The organism is Pseudoalteromonas sp. Angola-4 (assembly GCF_028599265.1).
Lineage (GTDB): Bacteria > Pseudomonadota > Gammaproteobacteria > Enterobacterales > Alteromonadaceae > Pseudoalteromonas > Pseudoalteromonas atlantica.
In genome coordinates this window covers 1-22,617 of sequence record NZ_JAQREK010000027.1, presented here as the reverse complement: position 1 = coordinate 22,617, position 22,617 = coordinate 1, and the positions used below count along the sequence as shown (strand labels likewise).

The 22,617-nt window shown below is 41.1% G+C and carries 21 protein-coding genes; 5 read left to right on the top strand and 16 right to left on the bottom strand.

The features are described 5' to 3' along the window. Positions 1-13: 13 nt before the first annotated feature. The 3 genes from PSH48_RS19515 to PSH48_RS19505 all read left to right on the top strand — a co-directional run bounded on the left by PSH48_RS19515 (position 14) and on the right by PSH48_RS19505 (position 2,777). The gene (locus PSH48_RS19515; protein ID WP_138612275.1) at positions 14-565 is read left to right on the top strand and encodes a hypothetical protein; all 552 of its coding nucleotides are present in this window, start codon (positions 14-16) and stop codon (positions 563-565) included. Positions 566-671: 106 nt separating this feature from the next. Continuing rightward, positions 672-1,979: an O-antigen ligase family protein gene (locus PSH48_RS19510; RefSeq protein ID WP_273612169.1), complete on the top strand. Its 1,308-nt coding sequence runs from the start codon at positions 672-674 to the stop codon at positions 1,977-1,979. Positions 1,980-2,405: 426 nt separating this feature from the next. Then, entirely contained in the window at positions 2,406-2,777 is a 372-nt protein-coding gene (locus tag PSH48_RS19505) for a GxxExxY protein (RefSeq protein WP_138542565.1), read from the top strand. Positions 2,778-3,506: 729 nt separating this feature from the next. Here PSH48_RS19505 and PSH48_RS19500 read toward each other — a convergent pair. The 14 genes from PSH48_RS19500 to yceD all read right to left on the bottom strand — a co-directional run bounded on the left by PSH48_RS19500 (position 3,507) and on the right by yceD (position 15,757). Then, complete coding sequence (locus PSH48_RS19500; protein ID WP_273612168.1) at positions 3,507-5,366, bottom strand: alkaline phosphatase D family protein; 1,860 nt, start codon at positions 5,364-5,366, stop codon at positions 3,507-3,509. Between the two features lie 3 nt (positions 5,367-5,369). After that, positions 5,370-6,149: a TatD family hydrolase gene (locus PSH48_RS19495; protein WP_055015072.1), complete on the bottom strand. Its 780-nt coding sequence runs from the start codon at positions 6,147-6,149 to the stop codon at positions 5,370-5,372. 372 nt (positions 6,150-6,521) lie between these two features. Then, positions 6,522-6,848 carry a PilZ domain-containing protein gene (locus tag PSH48_RS19490; RefSeq protein WP_004587696.1) on the bottom strand — a complete coding sequence of 109 codons (327 nt, stop codon included), beginning with the start codon at positions 6,846-6,848 and terminating at the stop codon, positions 6,522-6,524. 11 nt (positions 6,849-6,859) lie between these two features. Continuing rightward, a complete protein-coding gene (locus PSH48_RS19485) occupies positions 6,860-7,774 on the bottom strand; it encodes a DNA polymerase III subunit (RefSeq protein WP_273612167.1) in 915 nt (304 codons plus the stop codon). Between the two features lies 1 nt (position 7,775). Beyond that, a complete protein-coding gene (tmk, locus tag PSH48_RS19480) occupies positions 7,776-8,402 on the bottom strand; it encodes a dTMP kinase (protein WP_004587694.1) in 627 nt (208 codons plus the stop codon). Between the two features lie 7 nt (positions 8,403-8,409). Then, on the bottom strand, positions 8,410-9,396 hold the full coding sequence (gene mltG, locus PSH48_RS19475; protein ID WP_273589722.1) for an endolytic transglycosylase MltG: 987 nt from the start codon (positions 9,394-9,396) through the stop codon (positions 8,410-8,412). Then, complete coding sequence (gene pabC, locus PSH48_RS19470) at positions 9,390-10,193, bottom strand: aminodeoxychorismate lyase (protein ID WP_273612166.1); 804 nt, start codon at positions 10,191-10,193, stop codon at positions 9,390-9,392. Before pabC ends, mltG begins: the two co-directional genes overlap by 7 nt. A 73-nt stretch (positions 10,194-10,266) precedes the next feature. Next, complete coding sequence (gene fabF / locus PSH48_RS19465; protein ID WP_273603364.1) at positions 10,267-11,505, bottom strand: beta-ketoacyl-ACP synthase II; 1,239 nt, start codon at positions 11,503-11,505, stop codon at positions 10,267-10,269. 272 nt (positions 11,506-11,777) lie between these two features. Continuing rightward, positions 11,778-12,014, bottom strand: a complete 237-nt coding sequence (acpP, locus tag PSH48_RS19460) for an acyl carrier protein (protein ID WP_004587690.1) — start codon at positions 12,012-12,014, stop codon at positions 11,778-11,780. Positions 12,015-12,264: 250 nt separating this feature from the next. Continuing rightward, on the bottom strand, positions 12,265-13,011 hold the full coding sequence (gene fabG / locus PSH48_RS19455) for a 3-oxoacyl-ACP reductase FabG (RefSeq protein ID WP_004587689.1): 747 nt from the start codon (positions 13,009-13,011) through the stop codon (positions 12,265-12,267). Positions 13,012-13,022: 11 nt separating this feature from the next. Then, positions 13,023-13,949 carry an ACP S-malonyltransferase gene (gene fabD, locus PSH48_RS19450; RefSeq protein ID WP_004587688.1) on the bottom strand — a complete coding sequence of 309 codons (927 nt, stop codon included), beginning with the start codon at positions 13,947-13,949 and terminating at the stop codon, positions 13,023-13,025. A gap of 53 nt (positions 13,950-14,002) precedes the next feature. Beyond that, complete coding sequence (gene plsX, locus PSH48_RS19445; protein ID WP_273612165.1) at positions 14,003-15,040, bottom strand: phosphate acyltransferase PlsX; 1,038 nt, start codon at positions 15,038-15,040, stop codon at positions 14,003-14,005. Positions 15,041-15,051: 11 nt separating this feature from the next. Continuing rightward, positions 15,052-15,222, bottom strand: coding sequence for a 50S ribosomal protein L32 (gene rpmF / locus PSH48_RS19440; RefSeq protein WP_004587686.1), 171 nt, complete (start codon positions 15,220-15,222; stop codon positions 15,052-15,054). Between the two features lie 10 nt (positions 15,223-15,232). Further along, entirely contained in the window at positions 15,233-15,757 is a 525-nt protein-coding gene (gene yceD, locus PSH48_RS19435) for a 23S rRNA accumulation protein YceD (protein WP_004587685.1), read from the bottom strand. Positions 15,758-15,888: 131 nt separating this feature from the next. Between yceD and PSH48_RS19430 the strand changes: the two genes are divergently transcribed. Further along, a complete protein-coding gene (locus PSH48_RS19430) occupies positions 15,889-16,482 on the top strand; it encodes a Maf family protein (protein ID WP_273612164.1) in 594 nt (197 codons plus the stop codon). On the opposite strand, the gene PSH48_RS19425 is transcribed toward PSH48_RS19430, so the two are convergent. Beyond that, positions 16,479-17,138 (bottom strand): HAD-IA family hydrolase, encoded by a 660-nt coding sequence (locus PSH48_RS19425; RefSeq protein WP_273612163.1) that lies wholly within the window; start codon positions 17,136-17,138, stop codon positions 16,479-16,481. The two genes, PSH48_RS19430 and PSH48_RS19425, sit on opposite strands and share 4 nt — an antisense overlap. Beyond that, the gene (rluC, locus tag PSH48_RS19420; protein WP_004587682.1) at positions 17,138-18,097 is read right to left on the bottom strand and encodes a 23S rRNA pseudouridine(955/2504/2580) synthase RluC; all 960 of its coding nucleotides are present in this window, start codon (positions 18,095-18,097) and stop codon (positions 17,138-17,140) included. The genes PSH48_RS19425 and rluC overlap by 1 nt, the downstream gene beginning before the upstream one ends. 756 nt (positions 18,098-18,853) lie before the next feature. Here rluC and rne point away from each other — a divergent pair. Continuing rightward, entirely contained in the window at positions 18,854-22,186 is a 3,333-nt protein-coding gene (gene rne, locus PSH48_RS19415) for a ribonuclease E (RefSeq protein ID WP_273612162.1), read from the top strand. The last annotated feature ends 431 nt before the right edge of the window (positions 22,187-22,617 follow it).

Below are 22,617 nucleotides of genomic sequence, written 5' to 3'. Positions count from 1 at the left end.
AAAGGGACACAAGATGAAATCACTTATACTTGCTAGTTTATTTGCTAGCGCATCGGCGCTTACGGTTTTACCTGCTTTTGCACAAACGGATACAGACGCGGTAGTGCAAACCGAAAGTTTAGACTCTCTAATTGCTATTTTAAACAACGCCACTGCAGATACTCCATCAGATGAGTTGCAGCAAGAGCTTGTTACTGCAATTGAGCAACTTTGCCAAAACACCGGCCCTATTGATTTAGACTCACCTATTGCTAACGGTACTTGTTCTCCTGAGCAGTTAGATGCGATTATGAATGCTGTTATAGCAGCCATAGGCGCAGATAGCGCTTTTATTTCTGACTTTTTAGCTGCACTTGTTGCTGCAGGCGTGGATAGCGATGCTGTTACTCTGGCGGCAATTACCGCAGGCGTTGATGCGACTATTGCATCAGAAGCAACTGCTGCGGGTCCTACTGAGCCTACAGCCCCTGCTGGCCCTGTTATTGTTACCCTACCTACAACAACTGTACCACAAGGTGCTGGCGGTACTGGTGGAGATGCGGGTATTTCTGAAGTTGGCAACTAAATAACTATTAGTTTTATAATACAAACGCAGCCTAATGGCTGCGTTTTTACTTTAAACACTTTGTTTAAATACGCTGTTTAATTTTTAGCTTGATTTTGAGAAAGCTGTGAATCGTTTTATATTTTTTTTGCTGTGTGCAATTGTTTTTTTGCTGCCTCTACCTTTAGGTAGCTACCGCCCTTGGGCTATTATGGCTATGGGTATTTTAATTTGTATTACCTTTTTAATGCATTTGGTAAATAGCGCTGTTAATAATCAAAAAACTTATCCCCCGCGTTATTCATATCCGGTTTTTATAACTTTGCTATTGGTGTGCGCTACCTGTATTTTACAATTTTACACCGTAAGCTTAGACCCCTTTCAAACAAAGCAAATGCTGTTAAAAACAAGCTTTATGCTACTTTTTTGCTGGCTTATTTTTATTTATTGCGACAATAGTGAGCGAATAAAAAAACTTATTTATACCATTATTGCTGCAGGGGTTTTTCAGGCTTTGTATGCCACGTACCTAAATCTCTCGCCAGATATGCTCAGCCCTATTTTTGGGTATAAACATACGCAGCGCGCTATAGGCACATTTACTTACTCTAATTTTTTGGCTAACTATTTAGCGCTGTGTTTATGTTTAGGCATAGGTGTATTAGTTAGTGAGCTAAAGCGAGGCAGCCATGCAAGTGACCTTACATTTAAACAAACATTGCGCGCCTGGACAGAAATACTACTAAGCTCAAAAATTATTTTACGTATATCGTTAATTATTATAATTATTGCGCTAATTTTAACGCGTAGCCGAATGGGTAATTCCGCCTTTTTTATTGCATTAATGGTTGTTAGTTTATTAGCTTTGTTTGTTTATAATAAAAAGCCTAAAGCATTTAAATTACTTATTGTTAGTTTTTTTATAATTGATTTGATCATTATTGGTGCAATATTTGATGTTGAAAAAGTAAAACAACGCATTAGTGAAACCAGTATTCAGTCAGAAACTCGTGATGAAGTTGTTCGTGATTCAATCCCTTTAATACTCGATAAGCCTTTATTAGGCTCTGGTGGTGGTACGTTTTACACTGCGTTCCCTGCATATCAGTCAGAGCCGTATTCGGGCTATTACGATAATGCCCATAACGATTACATTCAATTTGCTGTAGAGCTAGGTATTCCTGTAACGTCAGCTTTAGGGGCGCTTATATTGTATTGCCTATGGTTGTGCGTTCAAACCATGCGTAAACGTAAAACCGCGTTGTTTCAGGGGGTTGCTTTTGGCTGTGCTATCGCTATTGTGGATATGCTGTTGCATTCGTCGGTAGATTATTCGCTCCAAGCAGGCGCTAACTCAATGCTGTTTATGGTTATTTTATGTTTGGCGATTTTAAGTAATAAAATAGTTGTTAAACGAGGGCGTGATTTTAAATAGCTATTTTTAAAATATTTGCACAAAGAGGTTTAGAGACGCTGCGCTTTAGAGTAGTGATAAATAAAATGCCAGGATTGGTTATGTCTTCTAATTCGCTTCTCTTTGTGCAATTAGCTTAAGTTACTTTTCCACAAAGAAGTTTTCAGACGCTACGCTTTAGAGTCGTAATTAACAAAGTCCAAAATGTCTGGATCGTTTTTGTCTTCTCATTTACTCCTCACTCCCTTCTCTTTGTGCAATTAGATTTAGTTTATTTTCACAAAGAGGTTTAGAGACACTACGCTTTTAGAGTAGTGATAAAACAAAGTAAAATATTTTCATCGGTTTCGTTTTCTCATTTACTCCTCATTTCCTTCTCTTTGTGCAATTAATCTTTTATTGTCTATGATATAAAATCAATGCGCTTAAAGTTTTATAAGGATATATATGGATATTAATAAATTGACACATGCTGTGATTGGTTGTGCTATAGAGGTACATAAAACTTTAGGGCCAGGTTTGTTAGAGTCGACTTATGAAGCCTGTTTAATATATGAATTAAGTGAATTAGGTCTAACGTCGAAGAGTCAACATGACTTACCTGTTTATTACAAAGACACACATATTAATGCTGGCTACAGGTTAGATATTTTGTTGCCCAATAAATTAATAATCGAGCTTAAATCTGTAGAAAAGTTATTACCGATTCATTCGGCACAATTAATAACCTATATGAAACTTGCAAATGTTAGTGCTGGCCTTTTAATCAACTTTAATACTATAAAATTAATTGACGGTATAAAAAGATTTAATTTTTAAGCTATTTCATTTGCTGTTCCTCTATTTAGCTTCACTCTCAAAAGACTAATTTTTAAACATTACTCACAAAGAGGTTTAGAGACGCTACGCTTTAGAGTAGTGATAAATAAGATGTCTGCATTGGTTGTATTTTCTCATTTACTCTTCATTCACTTCTCTTTGTGCAATTAGCTTAAGTTACTTTTCCACAAAGAAGTTTTCAGACGCTGCGCTTTAGAGTAGTGATAAATAAAATGCCAGGATTGGTTATGTCTTCTCATTTACTCCTCATTCGCTTCTCTTTGTGCAATTAGCTTAAGTTACTTTTTCATAAAGAGGTTTAGAGACGCTGCGCTTTAGAGTAGTGATAAATAAAATGCCAGGATTGGTTATGTCTTCTCATTCACTTCTCATTTACTTCTCTTTGTGCGAATGTTCTTTTAATAAGAAGCTACGCTTTTAACGTGAGAAAACGCAACGTTTACAAGTAAATATCAAACCTTGCCCTGTAGACGCACAGCTTGCTGGCGTTTAAAAGCAACGCTTTTACGCTTGTTTAATTAGCAAACAAGTAAATTATCACCTCAGAGAAGTGAAGGAAAACACAAGGAGAAGTAATTTAAGGGCTAATATCTTCTCTGTGTAACGCCAGCGACTTGGTGTTCTTGGTGGTGATATTGTATTTTAAGTTAAAAGAAGCTGCGCTTCTAACGTGAGCAAGCTCTACGTCTACAAAACCAATAATGTGCTTTATTTATGCTCTAAATCAAACTCAGTTAAATGGCCGTCGCCGTGGATTAGTTGATATCGGGCTAAGTCGCCTTGCTTTAAGGTGATTAAACTAATGGCTGAGTCGCTTACTAAATACTTTTGGCCTTCACCTACGGTTTGGTGTTTATCTACTTCCATGTGCCAGCGTTTGGTAAAAAAGTTAAGCGGGCTTTTGGGGCCGTATAATATTGAGTCGAGCTTATCGAGTACGTTAATGAGCTTACGCGGAAATTCGTTTTTAATACCGCTGGCGGTGAGTTGCCATATTCTATTGGGGTGGTCGCCAAAACGCTTTTGCACCGAAAAACAAAAAGAATAATGCACATCGCCCGATAAAATAAGCGTTTCACTGGGTGTGTCTGTGCGTCTAAATGTATCGAGTAGTTTTTTTGCGGAGCCTTCGTGTGCCATCCAGTTTTCTACGTCTACCATAAGCGGTTGGCCGCACATATTAAATGCCGCTTGTATTGCCTCAATTGATTTAACGCCAAATACCGGCGCTGGCGATACAATAATTACTTTGCTGTGGCTCAGTAGGCTCTCTTCAAGCTCTGTTAAGCGCTCCCAGTCAAGTAAGCCTGAGGGTTCGTTAAAGTTACTTTCGTTACGCCAGCGGTGTGTTCGGGTATCGAGCACGACCACTTTTGGTGTGGTGTTAAGCTCATAATGCCAATAATTAAACTCATTAAGCGGTTTATCAAAGGCTTTAAACTGCCAACTATGATTAGCGCTTCGGCTTTGTTTAAAACCGTTTATTAATGCTCCGGCTTTATGCAGCGCGTCGTTACCCAGCCCTTGAAACAGCCAATAACTTATTAGCCCGTTATTAATGATGCGTTTACTGTTTGGGTTTTGATTTATTGCTTGCTCCCACCCTGCCGTTAGGTTCCAATCATCGGTTACATCGTGATCGTCAAACATCATTAAGGTAGATACATTGGCAAATAAACGCTCTACGCTATTTAAGCCTTTTGCGTAGTCAATTAAAGCCTTTTTTTCGGCGTTAAAAATGGCGGTGTTTTTTTCATTACCTTGCGTGTAATGCATATTATTAATATTAACGCATTGCCATGCGGCAGCGCTAAAGTTAAGCAAGTACAACGCCACAAATTCTTCAAAGTGAATTAAATGATTATGCGCTTTTACGCTAGAAAAATGAGGCTCGTCTTTTTTTAGCCAATACCCTACACCCAATTTTGAACGTTTTTGCCATGGCGTTTTAGGTAAGTAATGGTGGCGGTTAAAAAGCTGATCGTTTATATCTGCTGGTAAGTTAAGCGCAAGCGACTGCTCTTTATAAAGTCCTAATACATCTATTAGCTGATGAATTGCCAATAGCATAGGACCGGCTACATCATCGGCGTACACTTGATCGCCACTAAGTAATAAAAGCTGTGCGCCTTGCTGATTATTACTACGTTGTTTATTTTGCCACTCGCTTGCAGATACTAAACTGTCTTTTGCAGGATGATGCGCGTTACGGCACGAGCCATGTAAAATATGGGTTAGCTTATTAGCAATAACAAACGAAGGCGCTACTTGCCCTTTAAAACACCACGGCGTTAAATCAATTTGCTGCTCGTTAATATGCAGAGTATAGGCTAATAAAGTATCGAGCGGAAACGGGTTATCAACGGGTTTTATAATAATAAAATGCAGGTAAAGGTGTTTACCTAGTGCAATGCTTTGCTGCTCGCTGTAACTTTGATGGTGTACGAGTGTAATTTGGCAATTGCCAGGGCGTGACGTCGCAAATTGAATACATATACTACGTTGCTCAGCTCGGCGCACCATGGGCCCCATTAATAAAAGCGGGAGTTGCGCCGATTGAGTAGTCATGTGTTAGCCTTTTGCTGCTAATTTAAAAAGTGAATAAAAGTTATCTGTGGTGGCTTTTGCAAGCTCGTTAAAGCTTATGCCTTTAAGCTCGCTAATGTAGTAGGCAACATCTTCTACATACGCCGGCTGGTTTGTTTTACCACGGTACGGCACAGGTGCCAAATACGGCGAATCAGTCTCAATAAGTAACCGATCGAGTGGGATTTGCTTTACTACTTCTTTAAGCTCTACGGCATTTTTAAAGGTAACAATGCCCGAAATAGAAATATAAAAGCCCATGTCGATGGCTTTTTTAGCCATATCCCAATCTTCGGTAAAACAATGCAGTACACCACCGCAATTTTCTGCTTTGTGCTCACGCATTAAGTTAATCGTATCGGCTCGGGCGTCGCGGGTATGAATAATAAGCGGCTTTTGTAACTCGTTTGCTACTTCAATATGGCCAACAAAGCTTGCCTGTTGCACTGCGTGCGTGTCTTTCGAATAATAGTAATCTAGGCCTGTTTCGCCTATTGCGACCACTTTTTCATGCGATGCTAAATCAATAAGCTGCTGTTTATTTAGGGCATCTTTTTGATCGAGCGGGTGCACGCCACACGAGGCCGATACATCATCGTAGTGTTTAATTTTATCGAGCATGCTTGGGAATTGATCAAGCGTTACACTTACACATAAAAAATGCTCTACTTGCTTTGCGCGGGCGTTGTCGAGTACTTGATCTAAGTTTAAATCTAGTTTGTCAAAATCAAGACGATCTAAATGGCAATGAGAATCTACAATCACTATACGGCCTGTATGGTTTTGGGTGTTAAATTATACTAACCTGCAAAAATACTTAGTTATACCAATTTGCAATAATACCTAATCATTTTGCGGAGCTAAACGTGTCGCTACCTGCGCTAAAAAACTCTCATTTACGACTGCATGGATGCAGAAGGTAGAGCATTGCAGGAGCAATTGTCGAGCACAACTAAATAGCGAATTTTTTCGCCTAGCTATCAACACGTTTTTCCAGCCTCAAAGTAAATCACTTAAGTAAGCGAATGGGTATTAAACGAATTGATATAAGCAAGTTAGTATTGCAAGTTAACGAGAGCTAAGCGCTCGCTAACCGGCTGCTTTATGCATATCACTATTAAGCAAATGCGTTTAAAACTACATGGTATATGTAGGATTACCAGAGTTTAACATAGTGCCTAATAGCTTTTCGATTTTAGCGTTTAAATTTGTTTTATCATCTAAAAAACTAATACCTATACCTGGTGGGTTAGAGCTTTGTGCGCCTTGTGGTGTGATCCAGGCAACTTTACCCGTTACCACGTCATCTTCTAGCGCATCAGGTAAAGTCACTCTAAGCGCTAAAGAGTAGCCGATTTCGTAACGCATATTGGTACGTACAAATAGGCCGCCTTTTTTTAAATAAGGCATGTAGCAGCGATAAAGTTCGTCAAGGTTATCTACATCAACTAAAAGCTCTTGCATATGTATTCCTATTAAATGTTACGCAGGGCATGCGCTAAACGCGACACTGCTAGAGGTAAATTAAGCCCGAGTACCTCTGTGCTATTTTGTAAAAATTCATTCAACGCTTGCTGAGCACTTTGGTACGCGTCAAAACTTAAACCCATTATAAGCTGCTGTTTTAATTGCTCGCTTAAAAATAATGTAAAAATGCGTATTAGCTCAGGTTGTTTGTTTATAATATTTACAAGCGGACTAAAATTATGGCTTTGTTTTAACTCAGTTGCAAATTTATATAAAGTATCAATGTGTTGCAGCTGCTCTTGCGCTTGCCACTGTTTAATTAAAAGTGGTTGCGTATAAAATAAAGGCAGCCACACATAGTCACTAATATTTAAATCGGCTAACCAGGTTTTAGCCGCTTCTGGGTTTGCGACTTTTATGTCTGTTTTGGCACAGCGGCTTAAAATGGTGGCAGGTAACTGCGCAGTGTGGCTTGTGGTTAAAATTAAAAAACGGCTATTACTGGGCTCTTCTAAGGTTTTTAATAACGCGTTTGCTGCTGCCGTGGTCATTTTTTCGCAGTTTTCAATAATAGCCACTTTATTGCCATTTTGTGCAGCAGAGTGGTTCATAAAATCGCTTATTGCACGAATATCGTCAACACCAATGCTTTGCCCTTCAACTTGCGTTAGCCGTTTATCAGGGTGGTTACCCGCAAGTGTTAATGAGCAACTTTTACACTGCCCGCACGGGGCTAACTTGCTACCTTCGTTTTGCATGTGGGTATTAATATTTTGACATAATAAGCTATTAGCTAATTGCTCGCTTAGCTCAAACTTACCAACGCCTTTGGGCCCGCATAACAACTGCGCATGATGAAAACGCTGCGCTTTATAACTTTGCGCAAGCTGTTGCTCTACGTTATTAAGCCATGGCAATGCCATGTTATTTTAACCCTTCAAAAAAAGTGCGTAGTACATTGGTTATATCGCGGTGTACTTTATCAATACTTTGGTTGGCATCTACGGTTTTTATTGAGCTATCGTCATTTGCCAGCTCAACATAACGCATACGCGTACGCTGAAAAAACTCAATGGCTTCTTGCTCAATTCTATCAAGCTCTCCACGGCCTTTAGCACGCTCAAGGCCTATTACGGGGTCTATATCTAGGTAAATAGTTAAATCAGGTTTTAACCCTTTTAATACCATAGACGACAAAGACGATAAGGTATTAGCGCTAATGCCGCGCCCGCCACCTTGATACGCTTGAGATGATAAATCGTGGCGATCTGCTAATACCCACTGCCCTTTATCAAGCGCCGGGTTAATTACATTATGCATAAGCTGCGAGCGAGCTGCGTACATAATAAGTAGTTCGGTTTCAAAGGCTATGTCTTCTTCATGTTCGGCTTTTACTAAAGTACGTAAAGACTCGGCAAGCGGTGTCCCACCTGGCTCGCGTACGTTAATAAAGTCTATTTGTTTTTTATTTAAAAAGTCTTGGCATAACGAAATAGCCGTTGATTTACCTGCGCCTTCAAGGCCTTCAATAACAATAAATTTTGGTTTCATATAAAGTTTAATTCGTTTTATTTAATATATACGTTTTAACTGCCGCGTTGTGTTGCTTTAACGTGGTTGAAAATTGATGACTGCCATCGCCCTTCGCCACAAAATAAACATACTGTGTTTTAGGCGGATTAAGCGCTGCTAAAATAGCCGCTTTTGAGGGCATGGCAATGGGTGTTGGCGGCAGCCCTTTAATGCGATACGTATTATAGGGTGTGTAATCGCGTAAATCTTTTCGTTTAATGTCACCATCAAAACTCTCTCCTAGGCCATATATTACGGTGGGATCGGTTTGTAGGCGCATATTTGCGTTTAATCTATTTATAAATACGGCGGCTATTAAGGGGCGCTCACTGGCAAGGCCTGTTTCTTTTTCGATAATAGAGGCCATGATAAGTGCATCATATGCGTTTTTATACGGTAGGTTTTCTGCACGTTGTGGCCATGCTTGCTCAAGTGTTTGCTGCATTTTAACGGCTGCACGTTTTAATAAACTACTGGCAGTATCACCGCTGTGATAATGATACGTATCTGGAAACAGCCATCCTTCTAAATGGCTTTCTTCACCTACTATTTGCTGCGCCAGTTGCTCTGTATTTAAGTTATTAGTTAAATGCGGCGCACTACTAATGGCTGCTATCACTTCGCGTAAGTTTTGCCCTTCAATAATAGTAAAGCTAAAACTGATTTGCTCACCGTTGTTTATTTTTTTTATATTATTAATAACGCTTGTATTCGTTAGCTCGTACAAGCCGGCTTTTAAGTCGGTTAGTGTTGGGTCAAGCTTTGCAATTACTTGATAGCGCCAGCAGCTTTTTAACCAATTATTAGCTTGCCATTGTTTACATAGCTGGTTAAAGCCCATGCCTTTTTTAACTTCAAACTGGGTAGGCGTTGTTATATTTAGCGGGCTAGTTATTGTTGCTTGTAATTGCTGATACCCTACTAGCGTTGTAACTAAAGCTAACAATAATACCGATAAAATAACTTTTAACACTTAGCCTCCTTGGCTAATAATTCATTTAATAAACACATGCTTTGCTCAACATTAAATGTATGTTGTTCTATACGACTAACGGGCACAGCGCCCATTAAGCTATTACAAATAAATACTGCACTAGCTTGGGTTAATTCATTTAGGCTTACTTGCTTAAATTCAACCGCTAATTTATCACATAACGATTGCAGATAAACCCCTTTAATACCGCATTGCTCAAGGCTTGGCGTATATAGCTTATTATCACTAATAGTAAAAATATTAGCTGCCGAGGCTTCAATCACATTGTTTTGATGATCGAGTACTAAAACATCGTCACATTGTTGTTTTGCCATGGCATTTTTAATCAGCACTTGTTCTAGTCGGTTAAGTGTTTTTAAACCGGCTAATAAAGGTTGGGCTGCTAATTTTATTGGGCTTAGGGCTAAACTCACCCCTGTTTTTGCTAATGCTGGGTAGCTTTGTGGAAACCCTAACACGGTAATTAAAATGGTTAAATGGGTGTGTTGCGGCAACCCATAGCCTCGCCCACCTTCTCCGCGGGTGATCACTATTTTAAGCACATTTAATTGGCAGCCAGTAATCGCCTTTGCAATATGTTGCTCAAGCTCAGTAAAGTTAATTGCAGGAAACGCTAAGCGTTTTGCGCATTCTACCAAACGTGCTTTATGGTACTGCCAATGCTCTACCTGCCCAGCAATTACTTTGGCTGTGGTAAAAAAGCCATCACCGTAGTTAAGGCCTCTATCGCGTGTATTAATCGCACTTGTATCATCGGTTGTTATTATTGTTTGCATATTGAATTGCTTGCATAAAAAAAGCCCAGTTAAACAACTGAGCTCTTATAATGTGGTTCGTTGTTAAAAAGGATTATACCTTTTTAAATAGCAACGAGCCATTAGTCCCACCAAAACCAAATGAGTTACACAGTGCAAAGTCGAGTTTTGCATCACGTGCAGTGTGGGCTATGTAATCTAAGTCACAGCCTTCATCTGGGTTATCTAGGTTGATGGTGGGCGATACTTTTTGATCGGCCAGCGATAAAATAGAAATAATAGACTCTACAGAACCCGCTGCACCTAATAGGTGTCCCATCATCGATTTAGACGAGCCTACCATTACATCTTGCGCTGCACTGCCAAAAATAGTTTTAACAGCTTGCGTTTCGGCTTTGTCGCCTGCATTAGTAGATGTACCGTGTGCGTTAATGTAACCAACTTGGTCTGCATTTACTTGTGCATCGTTTAATGCATTTTGCATAGCAAGTGCCGCACCTGCACCGTCTTCCGGTGGCGAGGTCATGTGATACGCATCACCGCTCATACCAAAGCCAACAAGCTCAGCATAAATTTTAGCGCCACGTGCTTTAGCGTGTTCATACTCTTCTACTACAACAACACCTGCACCATCAGATAGTACAAAACCATCGCGGTCTTTGTCCCACGGACGCGACGCAGCTTGTGGGTCGTCGTTACGGGTAGAAAGCGCACGTGCAGCATTAAAGCCACCCATACCAATAGGTGTACAGGCTTTTTCTGCGCCACCGGCAACCATCGCATCGGCATCGCCGTAAGCAATCATACGCGCTGCATGGCCAATATTGTGCAGGCCTGTAGTACATGCCGTCACAATAGAAATATTAGGACCACGTAAACCATGCATCATTGATAAATGGCCCGAGATCATATTAATAATGGTTGATGGCACATAAAATGGAGAAAGCTTACGTGGGCCACTGTTAAGTAGCTTTATGTGGTTTTCTTCAATTAGGGTCAATCCACCAATGCCTGAGCCTACAGCAACACCAATACGTGTTGCGTTTTGTTCAGTAACTTCAAGGCCTGAATCTTGTAAGGCTTGAACACCCGCTGCAATGCCATACTGAATAAATAAGTCCATTTTTTTAGTATCTTTCGCCGACATGTATGCAGTTGCATCAAAGTCATTTATGAGTCCAGCGAATTTAGTACCAAATTTTGATGTATCAAAGTGGGTTATATTTTGTATACCACTTTTACCATCTAATAAGCCTTGCCAGGTAGATTGCACATCATTACCTAGCGGCGTCAACATTCCTAAGCCAGTTACGACGACTCGACGTTTAGCCACGGTTTGCCTCCAATAAGGGATATTTAAACCAATTGATTAAAATAGTATTATTTTAGTAAGCCGTTTAACTCACTAAATTTAAATCTATTGGCATTACAAAGGGAATTCATACCCAAGCGACCTCAAAGTGCGAGTCTCAAATTCAACTAAAGATGTGCTATTACAAATGAATGCAGTAGAGAGTAAAAGCGGGTGAATTTGAATCATGAACTTTGAGGTGGTTTGGATATATAGATTAAAGGCAGCGAATGCTGCCTTTAATATGCGATTAATTACTCAGCGTGAGCTGATACGTAATCGATTGCAGATTGTACTGTAGTGATCTTTTCAGCTTCTTCATCTGGGATCTCAGTATCAAACTCTTCTTCAAGAGCCATAACTAGTTCAACAGTATCAAGAGAATCTGCACCTAAGTCGTCCACGAAAGAAGCTTCGTTTTTAACTTCTTCTTCTTTAACACCTAGCTGTTCGATGATAATTTTTTTTACGCGTTCTTGGATATCGCTCATTCTTCTTTCCTTTATTAAAAACGCCAATGCGTTATTTTCAGATTGCGGCGTAGTTTACGCCGCATAATTCTCTGATTCAATGATTTGACCATAAATAATTGTCTGGTCAAACCTCTGAGTGTTTGTTTTGTCTTTTATCGCTTATTTTCACAGCGATTTCAAGTATGTTTAAAGCAAGATCATAAAAATTTCAATGTTTTTGAGGTCACTTACTTAAGTTATTTTTAGCATTTGCTTATAACAATGGCGGTTAAACCATGTACATCGCGCCATTTACATGCAAAGTCTCGCCAGATACATACGCAGCCGCGTCAGATGCTAAATAACACACTGCCGCTGCTATTTCATCAGGTTGACCTAATCGACCTGCTGGTACATTAGCAAGGGTGGCCGCTTTTTGATCTTCTGTTAGCTCATCGGTCATATCAGTTTGAATAAAACCAGGGGCTACTACATTTACTGTAATGCCGCGCGATGCAACTTCGCGTGCAAGCGATTTAGAAAAGCCAATAACACCCGCTTTAGCTGCCGCGTAGTTAGCTTGGCCTGCATTACCCATAGTGCCCACAACTGAGCCAATATTAATAATACGGCCGTTCTTTTTCTTCATCATTGGGCGTAATACCGCTTTAGATAAACGGAAGATAGAGCTTAAGTTAGTGTCGATAATATCGTCCCACTCACCGTCTTTCATACGCATTAATAAATTATCACGGGTAATACCTGCGTTATTTACAAGTACGTCAACATCGCCTAAGTCGGCTTTTATTGCTGCTAATGTAGCCTCAATCGATGCAGGATCGGTTACGTTTAAAGCATAACCCTTACCGTTATCACCTAAGTAATCGCTAATTTTAGCCGCGCCTGACTCACTCGTAGCAGTACCTGCTACTTTTGCGCCTTGCGCTACTAAAGTGTTTGCAATTGCTTTACCAATACCACGGCTTGCGCCAGTAATTAGGACAACTTTGCCCTCTAATGAAAATAAATTAGTCATTTTATATTCTCTTATTTTGCAGCGTCGATAGCAGCAGCGTCATTTACTGAGCCACATACCATTGCTTTATCAATTCGTTTTGCAAGTCCAGTTAATACTTTACCTGGGCCAAATTCGTAGCTTTGCGTAATGCCTTGAGCAACTAAAGCCTGTACTGTTTCTGTCCAACGAACTGGGCTGTATAGTTGACGTACCAATGCATCTTTAATTGCATCAGCCGAGCTTTGTGCTTTTACATCAACATTATTAATTACATCACACTTAGGTGTATTAAATGTTAAAGCGGCTAAATCGTTGGCAAGTTTTTCAGCCGCAGGTTTCATTAGTTCACAATGTGAAGGCACGCTTACACTCAATGGTAAGGCACGTTTTGCGCCGGCATCTTTACACGCTTGTGAAGCTCTATCAACAGCAGCTTTATGCCCTGCAATAACAACTTGCCCTGGTGAGTTATAATTTACAGGTGAAACAACCTCGCCTTGTGCAGACTCTTCACATGCTGTTTTTATTTGCTCATCGCCTAAACCAATAATGGCAGCCATAGAGCCTACGCCCGCAGGTACAGCTTCTTGCATGTATAAGCCACGGTTTTCAACAAGTTTTACCGCTTCACCTAGGCTAATAACGTCACTACATACCAATGCAGAGTATTCACCTAAGCTGTGACCAGCCATAACCACATCCACATCTGGGTTTGCAGCTAACCAGTGGCGGTAAATTGCCACGCTTGCTGTTAATAAAGCAGGTTGAGTGCGGTGAGTTTGATTAAGTTCTTCTTCTGGGCCATTTAGTACAAGCGCTGCTAAATCGTAGCCAAGTGCGCTTGACGCTTCACTAAAGGTTGCTTTTACAATGTCAGAGCTCTCTAGTAGCTCGCTTAACATGCCAACGCTTTGTGAGCCCTGACCAGGAAATAGAAGTGCAATTTTTTGTGCCATACTTTGCTCTTTTTAATTAAACAAAAATTTAGTGTAACTACGGCACCTAAACGTTATTCGGCCGCCGAGTTTTTAGAATGTGTTTTTTCGAAAATAGCGGCTATTTTATTTGGAAGTTGACGTTCAACCTCTTTTACCGCTTCATCGATTGCTGCTTGAAATGCTTTTGCTGATGCATTTCCATGGCTTTTAACGACAATACCGCGCAATCCTACCAGAGAAGCACCGTTATACTGGTCGGGGTTCACCCGATTATAGAGTTTTTTTATGATAGGACTTAAAATAAACGCCATGCATTTGTAAATTAAGTGCTTTTCTAAGGCGCTTGTAAACTTTTTCATGATCAGTTTAGCAATGCCTTCGCAGGTTTTTAATGCAACGTTTCCGACAAACCCTTCACACACAATGACATCGGCTTTCCCCGAAAAAATATCACTGCCTTCACTGTAACCCGTGTAATTAATATAAGGGCTTTGCTGCATAAGCTGCGCTGCTTGCTTTATGCCTTCATGGCCTTTTATGTCTTCAGAGCCAATATTAAGTAAACTCACTTTAGGGTTATCGCAGCCAAGAGCTTGGCCTGCTACTACCGAGCCCATAATGCCAAATTGATAAAGTATTTCTGAATCACAATGCACATTAGCGCCTAAATCAAGCAGATAAACTGGATTTTTTCGCTCTGTAGGAACGGCCGATATTAATGCGGGGCGTTTAACACCAGGCAGCATTTTTAATACGTAATGAGCCATAAAAAATAAAGCGCCGGTGTTACCCGAGCTTACACATGCTTGTGCTTCACCCGATTTAACTAAATCAAGGGCGACACGCATAGAGGAGTCTTTTTTTGAACGCACAGCTAAAGCGGGTTCGCAGGCATTAGTGACAACTTCGCTGCAATGGCGAATAATTAAACGTGGGTGTGAAAGTGAATCGAGGGATTCTAACTGATTAGTAATTACTTGCTCGTTGCCACATAAAATGAGTGTTAAATTGGCATGAGCATTTACTGCGCAAACGGCAGCGGGGATAGATGAACGGGGGCCATAATCGCCCCCCATCATATCTAACGCTATGGTTAGATTAGTCAGCATAAAGCAATCTCTTAGTTAGAAATTACTTGAACGCCTTTGTAGTAACCGTCAGCAGTTACATGGTGACGACGATGAGTCTCACCTGAAGTTTGGTCAACTGTTAAAGTTGGACCGTTGATCGCATCGTGTGAACGGCGCATGCCGCGTCTTGCACGAGACTTTTTGCTTTTTTGTACAGCCATTAGTCTTCTCCTAAGAATCTTTCTTAAGTTGTTTCAAAATATCAAATGGATTTGGTTTATCATCTTCCGCCTTTAGTACACCAAAGCTAGCAGGCTTTGATGAGTAATTGCACGAAGCTTCGTTGTGTGTAGGCACTAATGGCACGGCTAAAATTAGCTCGTCTTCGATTAACTCAAACACGTTAATTTCACCGTTTTCATCAAGCGCTACTTCATCGTAGACTTCAGGAAGATCATCTGACTCAGCATCCAAACCAACAGGCGAATACATAAAGTCTTGATCCAAATCCAACCCTAAATCATCATTACAACGCTGACAAGTTACAGTTACGTGTGTAGACAAATTGCCACTAATCACAACTAAACCTTGCTCATCGGTTTTGCACTGAATTTTTACCGCTATTTCACCTACTTCTTCCTGTACAACACCTCGTAAACGAGCAAGTTTTTCAAGCGGTACAATACCATCGTAAGTTAAACGGTGTTGCGCTGCTTTCCCAGGATGAAGAGTGATGGGAATTTTTACCTTTTGCATAGGGGCTGCATCATATAGATAGTTAATTGGTTAGTCAAAGCAAAAAAGCATTTTTACATGGTTTTTCACGTGTTTTCATTACGGATCTGATTTATCCTAACTCAAACTAATTTTAATTAGGATAATAATTTATGAAGCACCCGCTTATATTAGCGTCAAGCTCGCCATTTAGGCAGTCTTTATTGCAAAAATTTAATCTGCCATTTAGTACTTTTTCGCCTGATATTGACGAAATAGCCATACCAAACGAAACCCCAGAGCAACTTGTTAAGCGCCTAAGCGAGCGCAAAGCGCGTGCAGCTTGCGATCATTTTGTTAAAGGCCTTGCAATCGGCTCCGACCAAGTGGCCGTATTTGATGGGCAAATACTTGGTAAACCTCATAATAAAGAAAACGCCATAAAGCAGCTTTCTTTGTTTAGCGGCCAAACTGTCACGTTTTTAACAGGCCTGTGTGTTTACGATATTGCTAGCGATAAAGCAAAAACGTTAATAGAGCCTTTTGAGGTAGTATTTAGAACACTCACCAAAGAGCAAATAGAAGCCTACTGCGATGCAGAGCAGCCATATAACTGTGCTGGGAGCTTTAAAAGTGAAGGATTAGGGATTTGCTTATTTGAAAAATTAAACGGAGACGATCCTAATAGCTTAATAGGCTTGCCTCTTATTAAACTCAGCCAGCTATTGGCTGAGTTTAATCTCGACATACTCGCCGCTCAACCTTAGCCAAGTAGTATGCGTTGCAGCTGCTGGTAATTATCAACGGTTGCAACGGGGCTAAACTCACTTAGCTGCGCTGCACTGTGTACGCCCATGGTAACGCCAATTCTATCTATGTTGGCTGCCTGTGCCATGGCCATATCTATTTTGGTATCCCCAATCATGAGTGCTTCGTCGGCATTTATTGCTAATTCAGCTAATAGTTGTTCAAGCATATCGGGCGAAGGTTTAGAGCGTGCTTCATCACTTGTGCGCGTGGCACTAAAGTAATGCCCTAACTGAGTTTGCTCTAATAAACGCATTAAACCATCACGCCCTTTACCTGTGGCAATCGCTAAAATAACTCCTTGTGCTTTTAACGCACTTAGTACATTTTCTACATTATCAAATACAGGAGTGGCAGTCGTATCAACACGGTATTGCTGTTTATAGCCGTTAATTAATGCGGGATGCTGCGCTACGTCCTCAGGAAATAGCACCTCAATAGCAAGTTCAAGCGACATACCAATAATATTTTTAATTGCAGTGTCGCTCGGCGGCTCAATATTAAGCGCCAGCGCACTGTGACGAATACAATTAACAATTTTGCTAATTGAGTCCATTACAGTGCCATCCCAATCAAAAATAACCAGTTTATATTTTTTTAATACAGCGGTGGTCATTACGCTTTAGCATCTCTTAATTTTAAAATACAACTTTTAAGTGCGTTATCAAGCGGCGCCTCTACGCGCATGGTAGTTTCGTTTTTAGGGTGATAAAAGCTTAAATCGTGGGCGTGTAAAAATAAGCGGTTTAAGCCTATTTTGCGCATTGATACATCAAACCCTTGGTCGCCGTATTTATCATCGCATGCAATAGGGTGGCCTTTACACTGTGTATGAACACGAATTTGGTGAGTACGTCCAGTCACAGGTGAGGCTTGCACTAACGAACACTCGTTAAAACGCTCAAGTACTCTAAAGCGAGTATGTGAAGGTTTACCTTCGTTATTATCTACACGCACTACTCGCTCGCCCGACTTGAGGGTGTTTTTACGCAGCCCTTCGGTCACATTTTTAACCGACGAATCCCACTGCCCTGTTACCAACGCCCAGTAATTTTTTTCCATCGTTTTTTCACGCAGCTGCTCATGCAATGCGGTAAGTACCGAGCGACGCTTTGAAATTAATAAACACCCCGATGTGTCTCTATCAAGCCTGTGTACTAGCTCTAAACTGCGCTCATCTGGGCGTAATACGCGTAGTGCTTCTATTAAACCGTAGCTTAAGCCACTACCGCCATGTACTGCCATGCCCGAGGGCTTGTTAATTACAATAAGGTATTTGTCTTCAAAGAGTATTGCGTCTTCTAATTGCTTCACTTTATCAAGCTTTTTAGGCACAAACTCTTCGCGCTCTGCTACTTTAATTGGCGGAATACGCACTACATCATCAAGCTGTAATTTGTAAACTGGTTTAATACGCTTTTTATTAACGCGTACCTCGCCTTTGCGTAAAATTTTATAAACAGCGCTTTTAGGCACCCCTTTTAAATGGGTAATAAGAAAGTTATCAATACGCTGACCTAAATGGTCCTCGTTGATTGTGACAAAAGTTACTTGTAAGCCGGTTTTTTCTGACATTGCCTAATCACTGATTTAAGTAAAATAATTTAGTTGCTAACACGGTTATAATAGTGGGATAATCAGCAGCGCAAATATTTAGTATTTGCAAATAACAACGGTGCTTTTTAACACATTAAAACATTCGTGATGCACATTCTGGGTAGCCGATCATACAGATCCGAGTTAAGTTTTCCAAAGCTTTTATACCTACTCAGTTAACACGTGCGATCAACTAACAGTAATGCGCGTAATATATTACTGGTTAAGTTTGAACATGAATTTACATTTAATGTAAAAATAAAAGCAATGAACAAATAATTTGTTTGATAGTGACGACGTAAAAACGTTGTTCAGCATTTGCTCACACGTAGTACCGTATAGCAGCTTATTTAGAACTAAAAATCTAGCAAATAAGCGTTTATTAACATTCGGCAGCGAACTTTGCTCGCAAGTACTTAGAAAATACTCATCGTATTTAAGTTACTTAACGAGCCCTACGCGCCTAACATAAACGTACTAAAAAGATTGATATGACAGGCCAACTTCTGTGTAAAACTTGTAAAGAGCATAAGAGCCGACAGTTTTAGCACCATAAAGAATTTAATAACGTAAGCGTACGTTATTGTTAGCCAGCATTTAAAAAATACTGCATACACATTACAGAGCGTTCCGTTACAGACCCAGTCGTGAGGCTGCACATTCTAAAAAAAGGAACAACTGAACAGGCGAACACGTTTCGTCATGTCAGCGACAAAAAATAAGTAGAGTAACAATATGAAACGTATGCTAATCAATGCAACGCAGCAAGAAGAAATGCGCGTAGCACTGGTTGACGGCCAGCGCCTATATGATTTAGATATAGAAAGCCCAGGTCACGAACAGAAAAAAGCAAATATTTATAAAGGCAAAATCACACGCATTGAACCCTCTTTAGAAGCGGCTTTCGTAGATTACGGCGCCGATCGTCATGGTTTCCTTCCTTTAAAAGAAATTGCCCGTACTTACTTCCCACAAGGTTACACTTTTCATGGTCGCCCAAATATTCGCGACGTGATTAAAGAAGGCCAAGAAGTAATTGTACAAGTTGATAAAGAAGAGCGCGGCCAAAAAGGCGCAGCCCTTACTACCTTTATCAGCGTAGCGGGTAGCTACTTAGTGCTAATGCCAAACAACCCTCGTGCAGGCGGTATTTCTCGTCGTATTGAAGGCGATGAGCGTACAGACCTTAAAGAAGCACTTAGCCGATTAGAACTTCCTAAAGGTATGGGCTTAATTGTTCGTACAGCAGGTGTTGGCAAATCGTTTGAAGAATTAAACTACGATTTAAAAGCACTTTTAGTACATTGGGATGCAATTCAACAAGCAGCCGACAGTGCTAAAGCACCGTTTTTGATTCACCAAGAAAGCAATGTGATTTTTCGCGCTATTCGCGATTATTTACGTCGTGATATTGGTGAAATATTAATTGATAAACCACGTGTATTTGAAGAAGCTAAAGCGCACATTGAGCGTTTTCGCCCTGACTTTATGAGCCGCGTAAAGCTTTATCAAGGCGACACGCCATTGTTTACGCATTACCAAATTGAAAGCCAAATTGAGTCTGCGTTCCAACGTGAAGTACGTTTGCCTTCAGGTGGCTCAATTGTAATTGACCCAACAGAAGCGCTTACCTCTATTGATATCAACTCGTCTAAAGCAACAAAAGGCGGAGATATCGAAGAAACAGCACTGAATACTAACTTAGAAGCGGCTGATGAAATTGCGCGTCAATTACGTCTTCGCGACTTAGGTGGCTTAATTGTTATCGACTTTATCGATATGACACCGCCACGCCATCAGCGTGAAGTAGAAAACCGCTTAAAAGATGCCGCTCGTCCAGATCGTGCGCGTGTACAAATTGGTAAAATTTCGCGCTTTGGTTTACTTGAAATGTCGCGCCAGCGTTTGCGCCCTTCACTAGGTGAAGCAAGCCAAGGCCCATGTCCGCGTTGTAGCGGCCAAGGTACTATTCGTTCTAACGAGTCTATCGCCTTGTCTATTTTGCGTTTAATTGAAGAAGAAGCAATTAAAGACAACACAGCACAAGTAAATGCACAAGTGCCTGTAGCGGTTGCCGCTTATTTATTAAACGAGCAGCGCAGAAGCGTTCATCGTATTGAAAAACATCATAAATGTGATGTGGTTATTATTCCTAATCAACACATGGAAACACCGCACTACGAAGTGATGCGTTTACGTAAAGACGAAACACTAGAAACAGTAAGTTACGAGCAAGTTGTTGCACCTGAGCCAGAATCGTTCGAAATGGCTAAACCAGCAGCTGCGCCTGTTCGTGAAGAGCCGATGCTTAAAGGTGTTGTTATGCCTTCAACGCCAGCGCCGCAAGCTAAAGTAGACAAACCAGCAGCGCCTGTTGCTGTACCTAAGGTTGAAGGTGGCCTATTGGCTGCTATTGGTAATTGGTTTAAGTCGTTATTTGCTGGTGAAAGCGAAGAAGAAAAGCAAGCAAAAGAAAAAGCTGAGCAAGAAAAGCAACAGCAAACACGTAATAACAATCGCCGTGGTAACAGTGACAACCGTCGCCGCAATAACAACCAGCGTCGTCGTAATAACTCACGCTCTAAACCTCGTGGTGAACGCCCTGCTGAAGAAGAAGTGAAAACTGAATCTACCGCGAACGAAAGCCAAGAGAAAAACGAGAACCGCAATAAGCGCCGTCGTAATCCTAACTCGCGTAAGCGTAACGATAACCGTAATAACGACAATCGTAATGCAGACAAAGAGCAAGTTAAAACAGACGTAAAAGCGAATGAAACAGAGGCTAAGCAAAGCACTGAGCCTAAAGAGCAAAAGCCAAAAGTTCGCCGTCAACGTCGTAATGTTCGCAAAAAAGTACGTATCCAAGATGAAAATACTGAGCAAGTAAAAGCATCTGATACGACTGAGCAAGCGCAGCAAAGCACTGAAACAGCTAAAGTAGAGCAGCCTAAAGCGCAAGAGCAAGCGCCAGCAGCAAAGCAAACTGCAAATGAGCAAAAGTCAGAGCAAACAAAACCTGCACCTGTGAAAGAGCAAGCGCCTAAGGCACAACCTGAGCAAGAAGAAAAGCCAGTAGCTGCAGCGTCAACTGACGAAGCAAACTCTGAAGATGAGCAAGGGCAAACACGTACGCGTTCACGCCGTTCTCCTCGTCACCTTCGCGCTTCGGGCCAGCGTCGCCGTCGTCCTGAACAAGGTGAAGCTACAGAAGAAAAAGCAGATGAAGCTCCGGCATTTGTGCCAGTAGCAGATCAAGCTGCCGCTGAGTATGAGGCAGAGCTAAAAGCAAAAGCTGAGCAGCCAACCTCAAACGATGCATCAGAAAATGTTGAGCAAGCGTTAGCTGTAGAAGATTTAGCTAAAGTTGAAGCTGCCCCTAAAGCAGAGCAACCAACAGCCGATGACGATGCAGTACACACTGTTGATCCTGAAACAGCTGAAGAGCCAGTTGTTGTTACTGAGCAACCAATAACAGCATCCGAGCCTGTGAAATCAGAACCTGAAGTAGCTGAGCAACCAGCAACACCAGAGCCTGTTAAAGCTGAGCCTGAAGTAGCTGAGCAACCAGCAACACCAGAGCCTGTTAAAGCAGAGCCTGAAGTAGCTGAACAACCAGCAACACCTGAGCCTGTTAAAGCAGAGCCTGAAGTAGTTGAGCAACCAGCGAAACCTGAGCCTGTAAAAGCAGAGCCTGAAGTAGCTGAGCAACCAGCAACACCTGAGCCTGTTAAAGCAGAGCCTGAAGTAGCTGAGCAACCAGCGAAACCTGAGCCTGTTAAAGCACAGCCTGAAGTAGCTGAGCAACCAGCGAAACCTGAGCCTGTTAAAGCAGAGACTGAAGTAGCTGAGCAAAAAGATGCCAATGCAAAAACGGTTATTAGCAAAGGGGCTGCAAGCGCACCTATGGCTCAACCGACACCAGTTGCTGATAGCGACGTAAAGCATACATCAGTTGCCATGGCACACGATAAACGTGAGTTAGTTCCTGATAGTGGCTTACGCGCAGGGTCAATTAAACCTGCAGGTCGTGCTAGTTCAGACATGACTAAAACAATGAGCGCTGAGTAACCCTTAGCCTCATTAAAAAGCCGCGCTATGTAAAAATAGCGCGGCTTTTTTGTTTTAATACCTGTCTTGTCCTGAAAGGTATTTTCTCATTTGCTCCTCTTTCGCTTCTCTTTGTGCAATAGATTTTTAAGTGATTTTATTAGTAAAAAATTAAAAAAACCAAAACGCTGATTCTCGCGTGAGCAAGCTTCACGCCTACGGGCGAAATTTCATACAGTGAATTTAAAATTGTACACTCAAGCTTGTTGGCGTGATGGGCAAAGCCCGTAATAAACACATATTCACAAAGAGGATAAGAGACGCAGCGCTTTTAGAGTGAGTAATAAAGCTAAACAAGCTAATTTGAAAGAGCTAATAAACAATAGCTTGTATTTTCTCATTTACTCCTCTTTCACTTCTCTTTGTGCAATAGATCTTTAAGTGGTTTTAAT

Coding starts and splice junctions, on each gene's coding strand:
- plsX (WP_273612165.1), bottom strand. CDS start 15,040: ATGCTGACTAATCTAACCATAGCGTTAGATATGATGGGGGGCGATTAT.
- PSH48_RS19515 (WP_138612275.1), top strand. CDS start 14: ATGAAATCACTTATACTTGCTAGTTTATTTGCTAGCGCATCGGCGCTT.
- tmk (WP_004587694.1), bottom strand. CDS start 8,402: ATGAAACCAAAATTTATTGTTATTGAAGGCCTTGAAGGCGCAGGTAAA.
- rne (WP_273612162.1), top strand. CDS start 18,854: ATGAAACGTATGCTAATCAATGCAACGCAGCAAGAAGAAATGCGCGTA.
- pabC (WP_273612166.1), bottom strand. CDS start 10,193: ATGCAAACAATAATAACAACCGATGATACAAGTGCGATTAATACACGC.
- acpP (WP_004587690.1), bottom strand. CDS start 12,014: ATGAGCGATATCCAAGAACGCGTAAAAAAAATTATCATCGAACAGCTA.
- fabD (WP_004587688.1), bottom strand. CDS start 13,949: ATGGCACAAAAAATTGCACTTCTATTTCCTGGTCAGGGCTCACAAAGC.
- PSH48_RS19430 (WP_273612164.1), top strand. CDS start 15,889: ATGAAGCACCCGCTTATATTAGCGTCAAGCTCGCCATTTAGGCAGTCT.
- rpmF (WP_004587686.1), bottom strand. CDS start 15,222: ATGGCTGTACAAAAAAGCAAAAAGTCTCGTGCAAGACGCGGCATGCGC.
- PSH48_RS19490 (WP_004587696.1), bottom strand. CDS start 6,848: ATGCAAGAGCTTTTAGTTGATGTAGATAACCTTGACGAACTTTATCGC.
- rluC (WP_004587682.1), bottom strand. CDS start 18,097: ATGTCAGAAAAAACCGGCTTACAAGTAACTTTTGTCACAATCAACGAG.
- yceD (WP_004587685.1), bottom strand. CDS start 15,757: ATGCAAAAGGTAAAAATTCCCATCACTCTTCATCCTGGGAAAGCAGCG.
- PSH48_RS19425 (WP_273612163.1), bottom strand. CDS start 17,138: ATGACCACCGCTGTATTAAAAAAATATAAACTGGTTATTTTTGATTGG.
- PSH48_RS19485 (WP_273612167.1), bottom strand. CDS start 7,774: ATGGCATTGCCATGGCTTAATAACGTAGAGCAACAGCTTGCGCAAAGT.
- fabG (WP_004587689.1), bottom strand. CDS start 13,011: ATGACTAATTTATTTTCATTAGAGGGCAAAGTTGTCCTAATTACTGGC.
- PSH48_RS19505 (WP_138542565.1), top strand. CDS start 2,406: ATGGATATTAATAAATTGACACATGCTGTGATTGGTTGTGCTATAGAG.
- PSH48_RS19500 (WP_273612168.1), bottom strand. CDS start 5,366: ATGACTACTCAATCGGCGCAACTCCCGCTTTTATTAATGGGGCCCATG.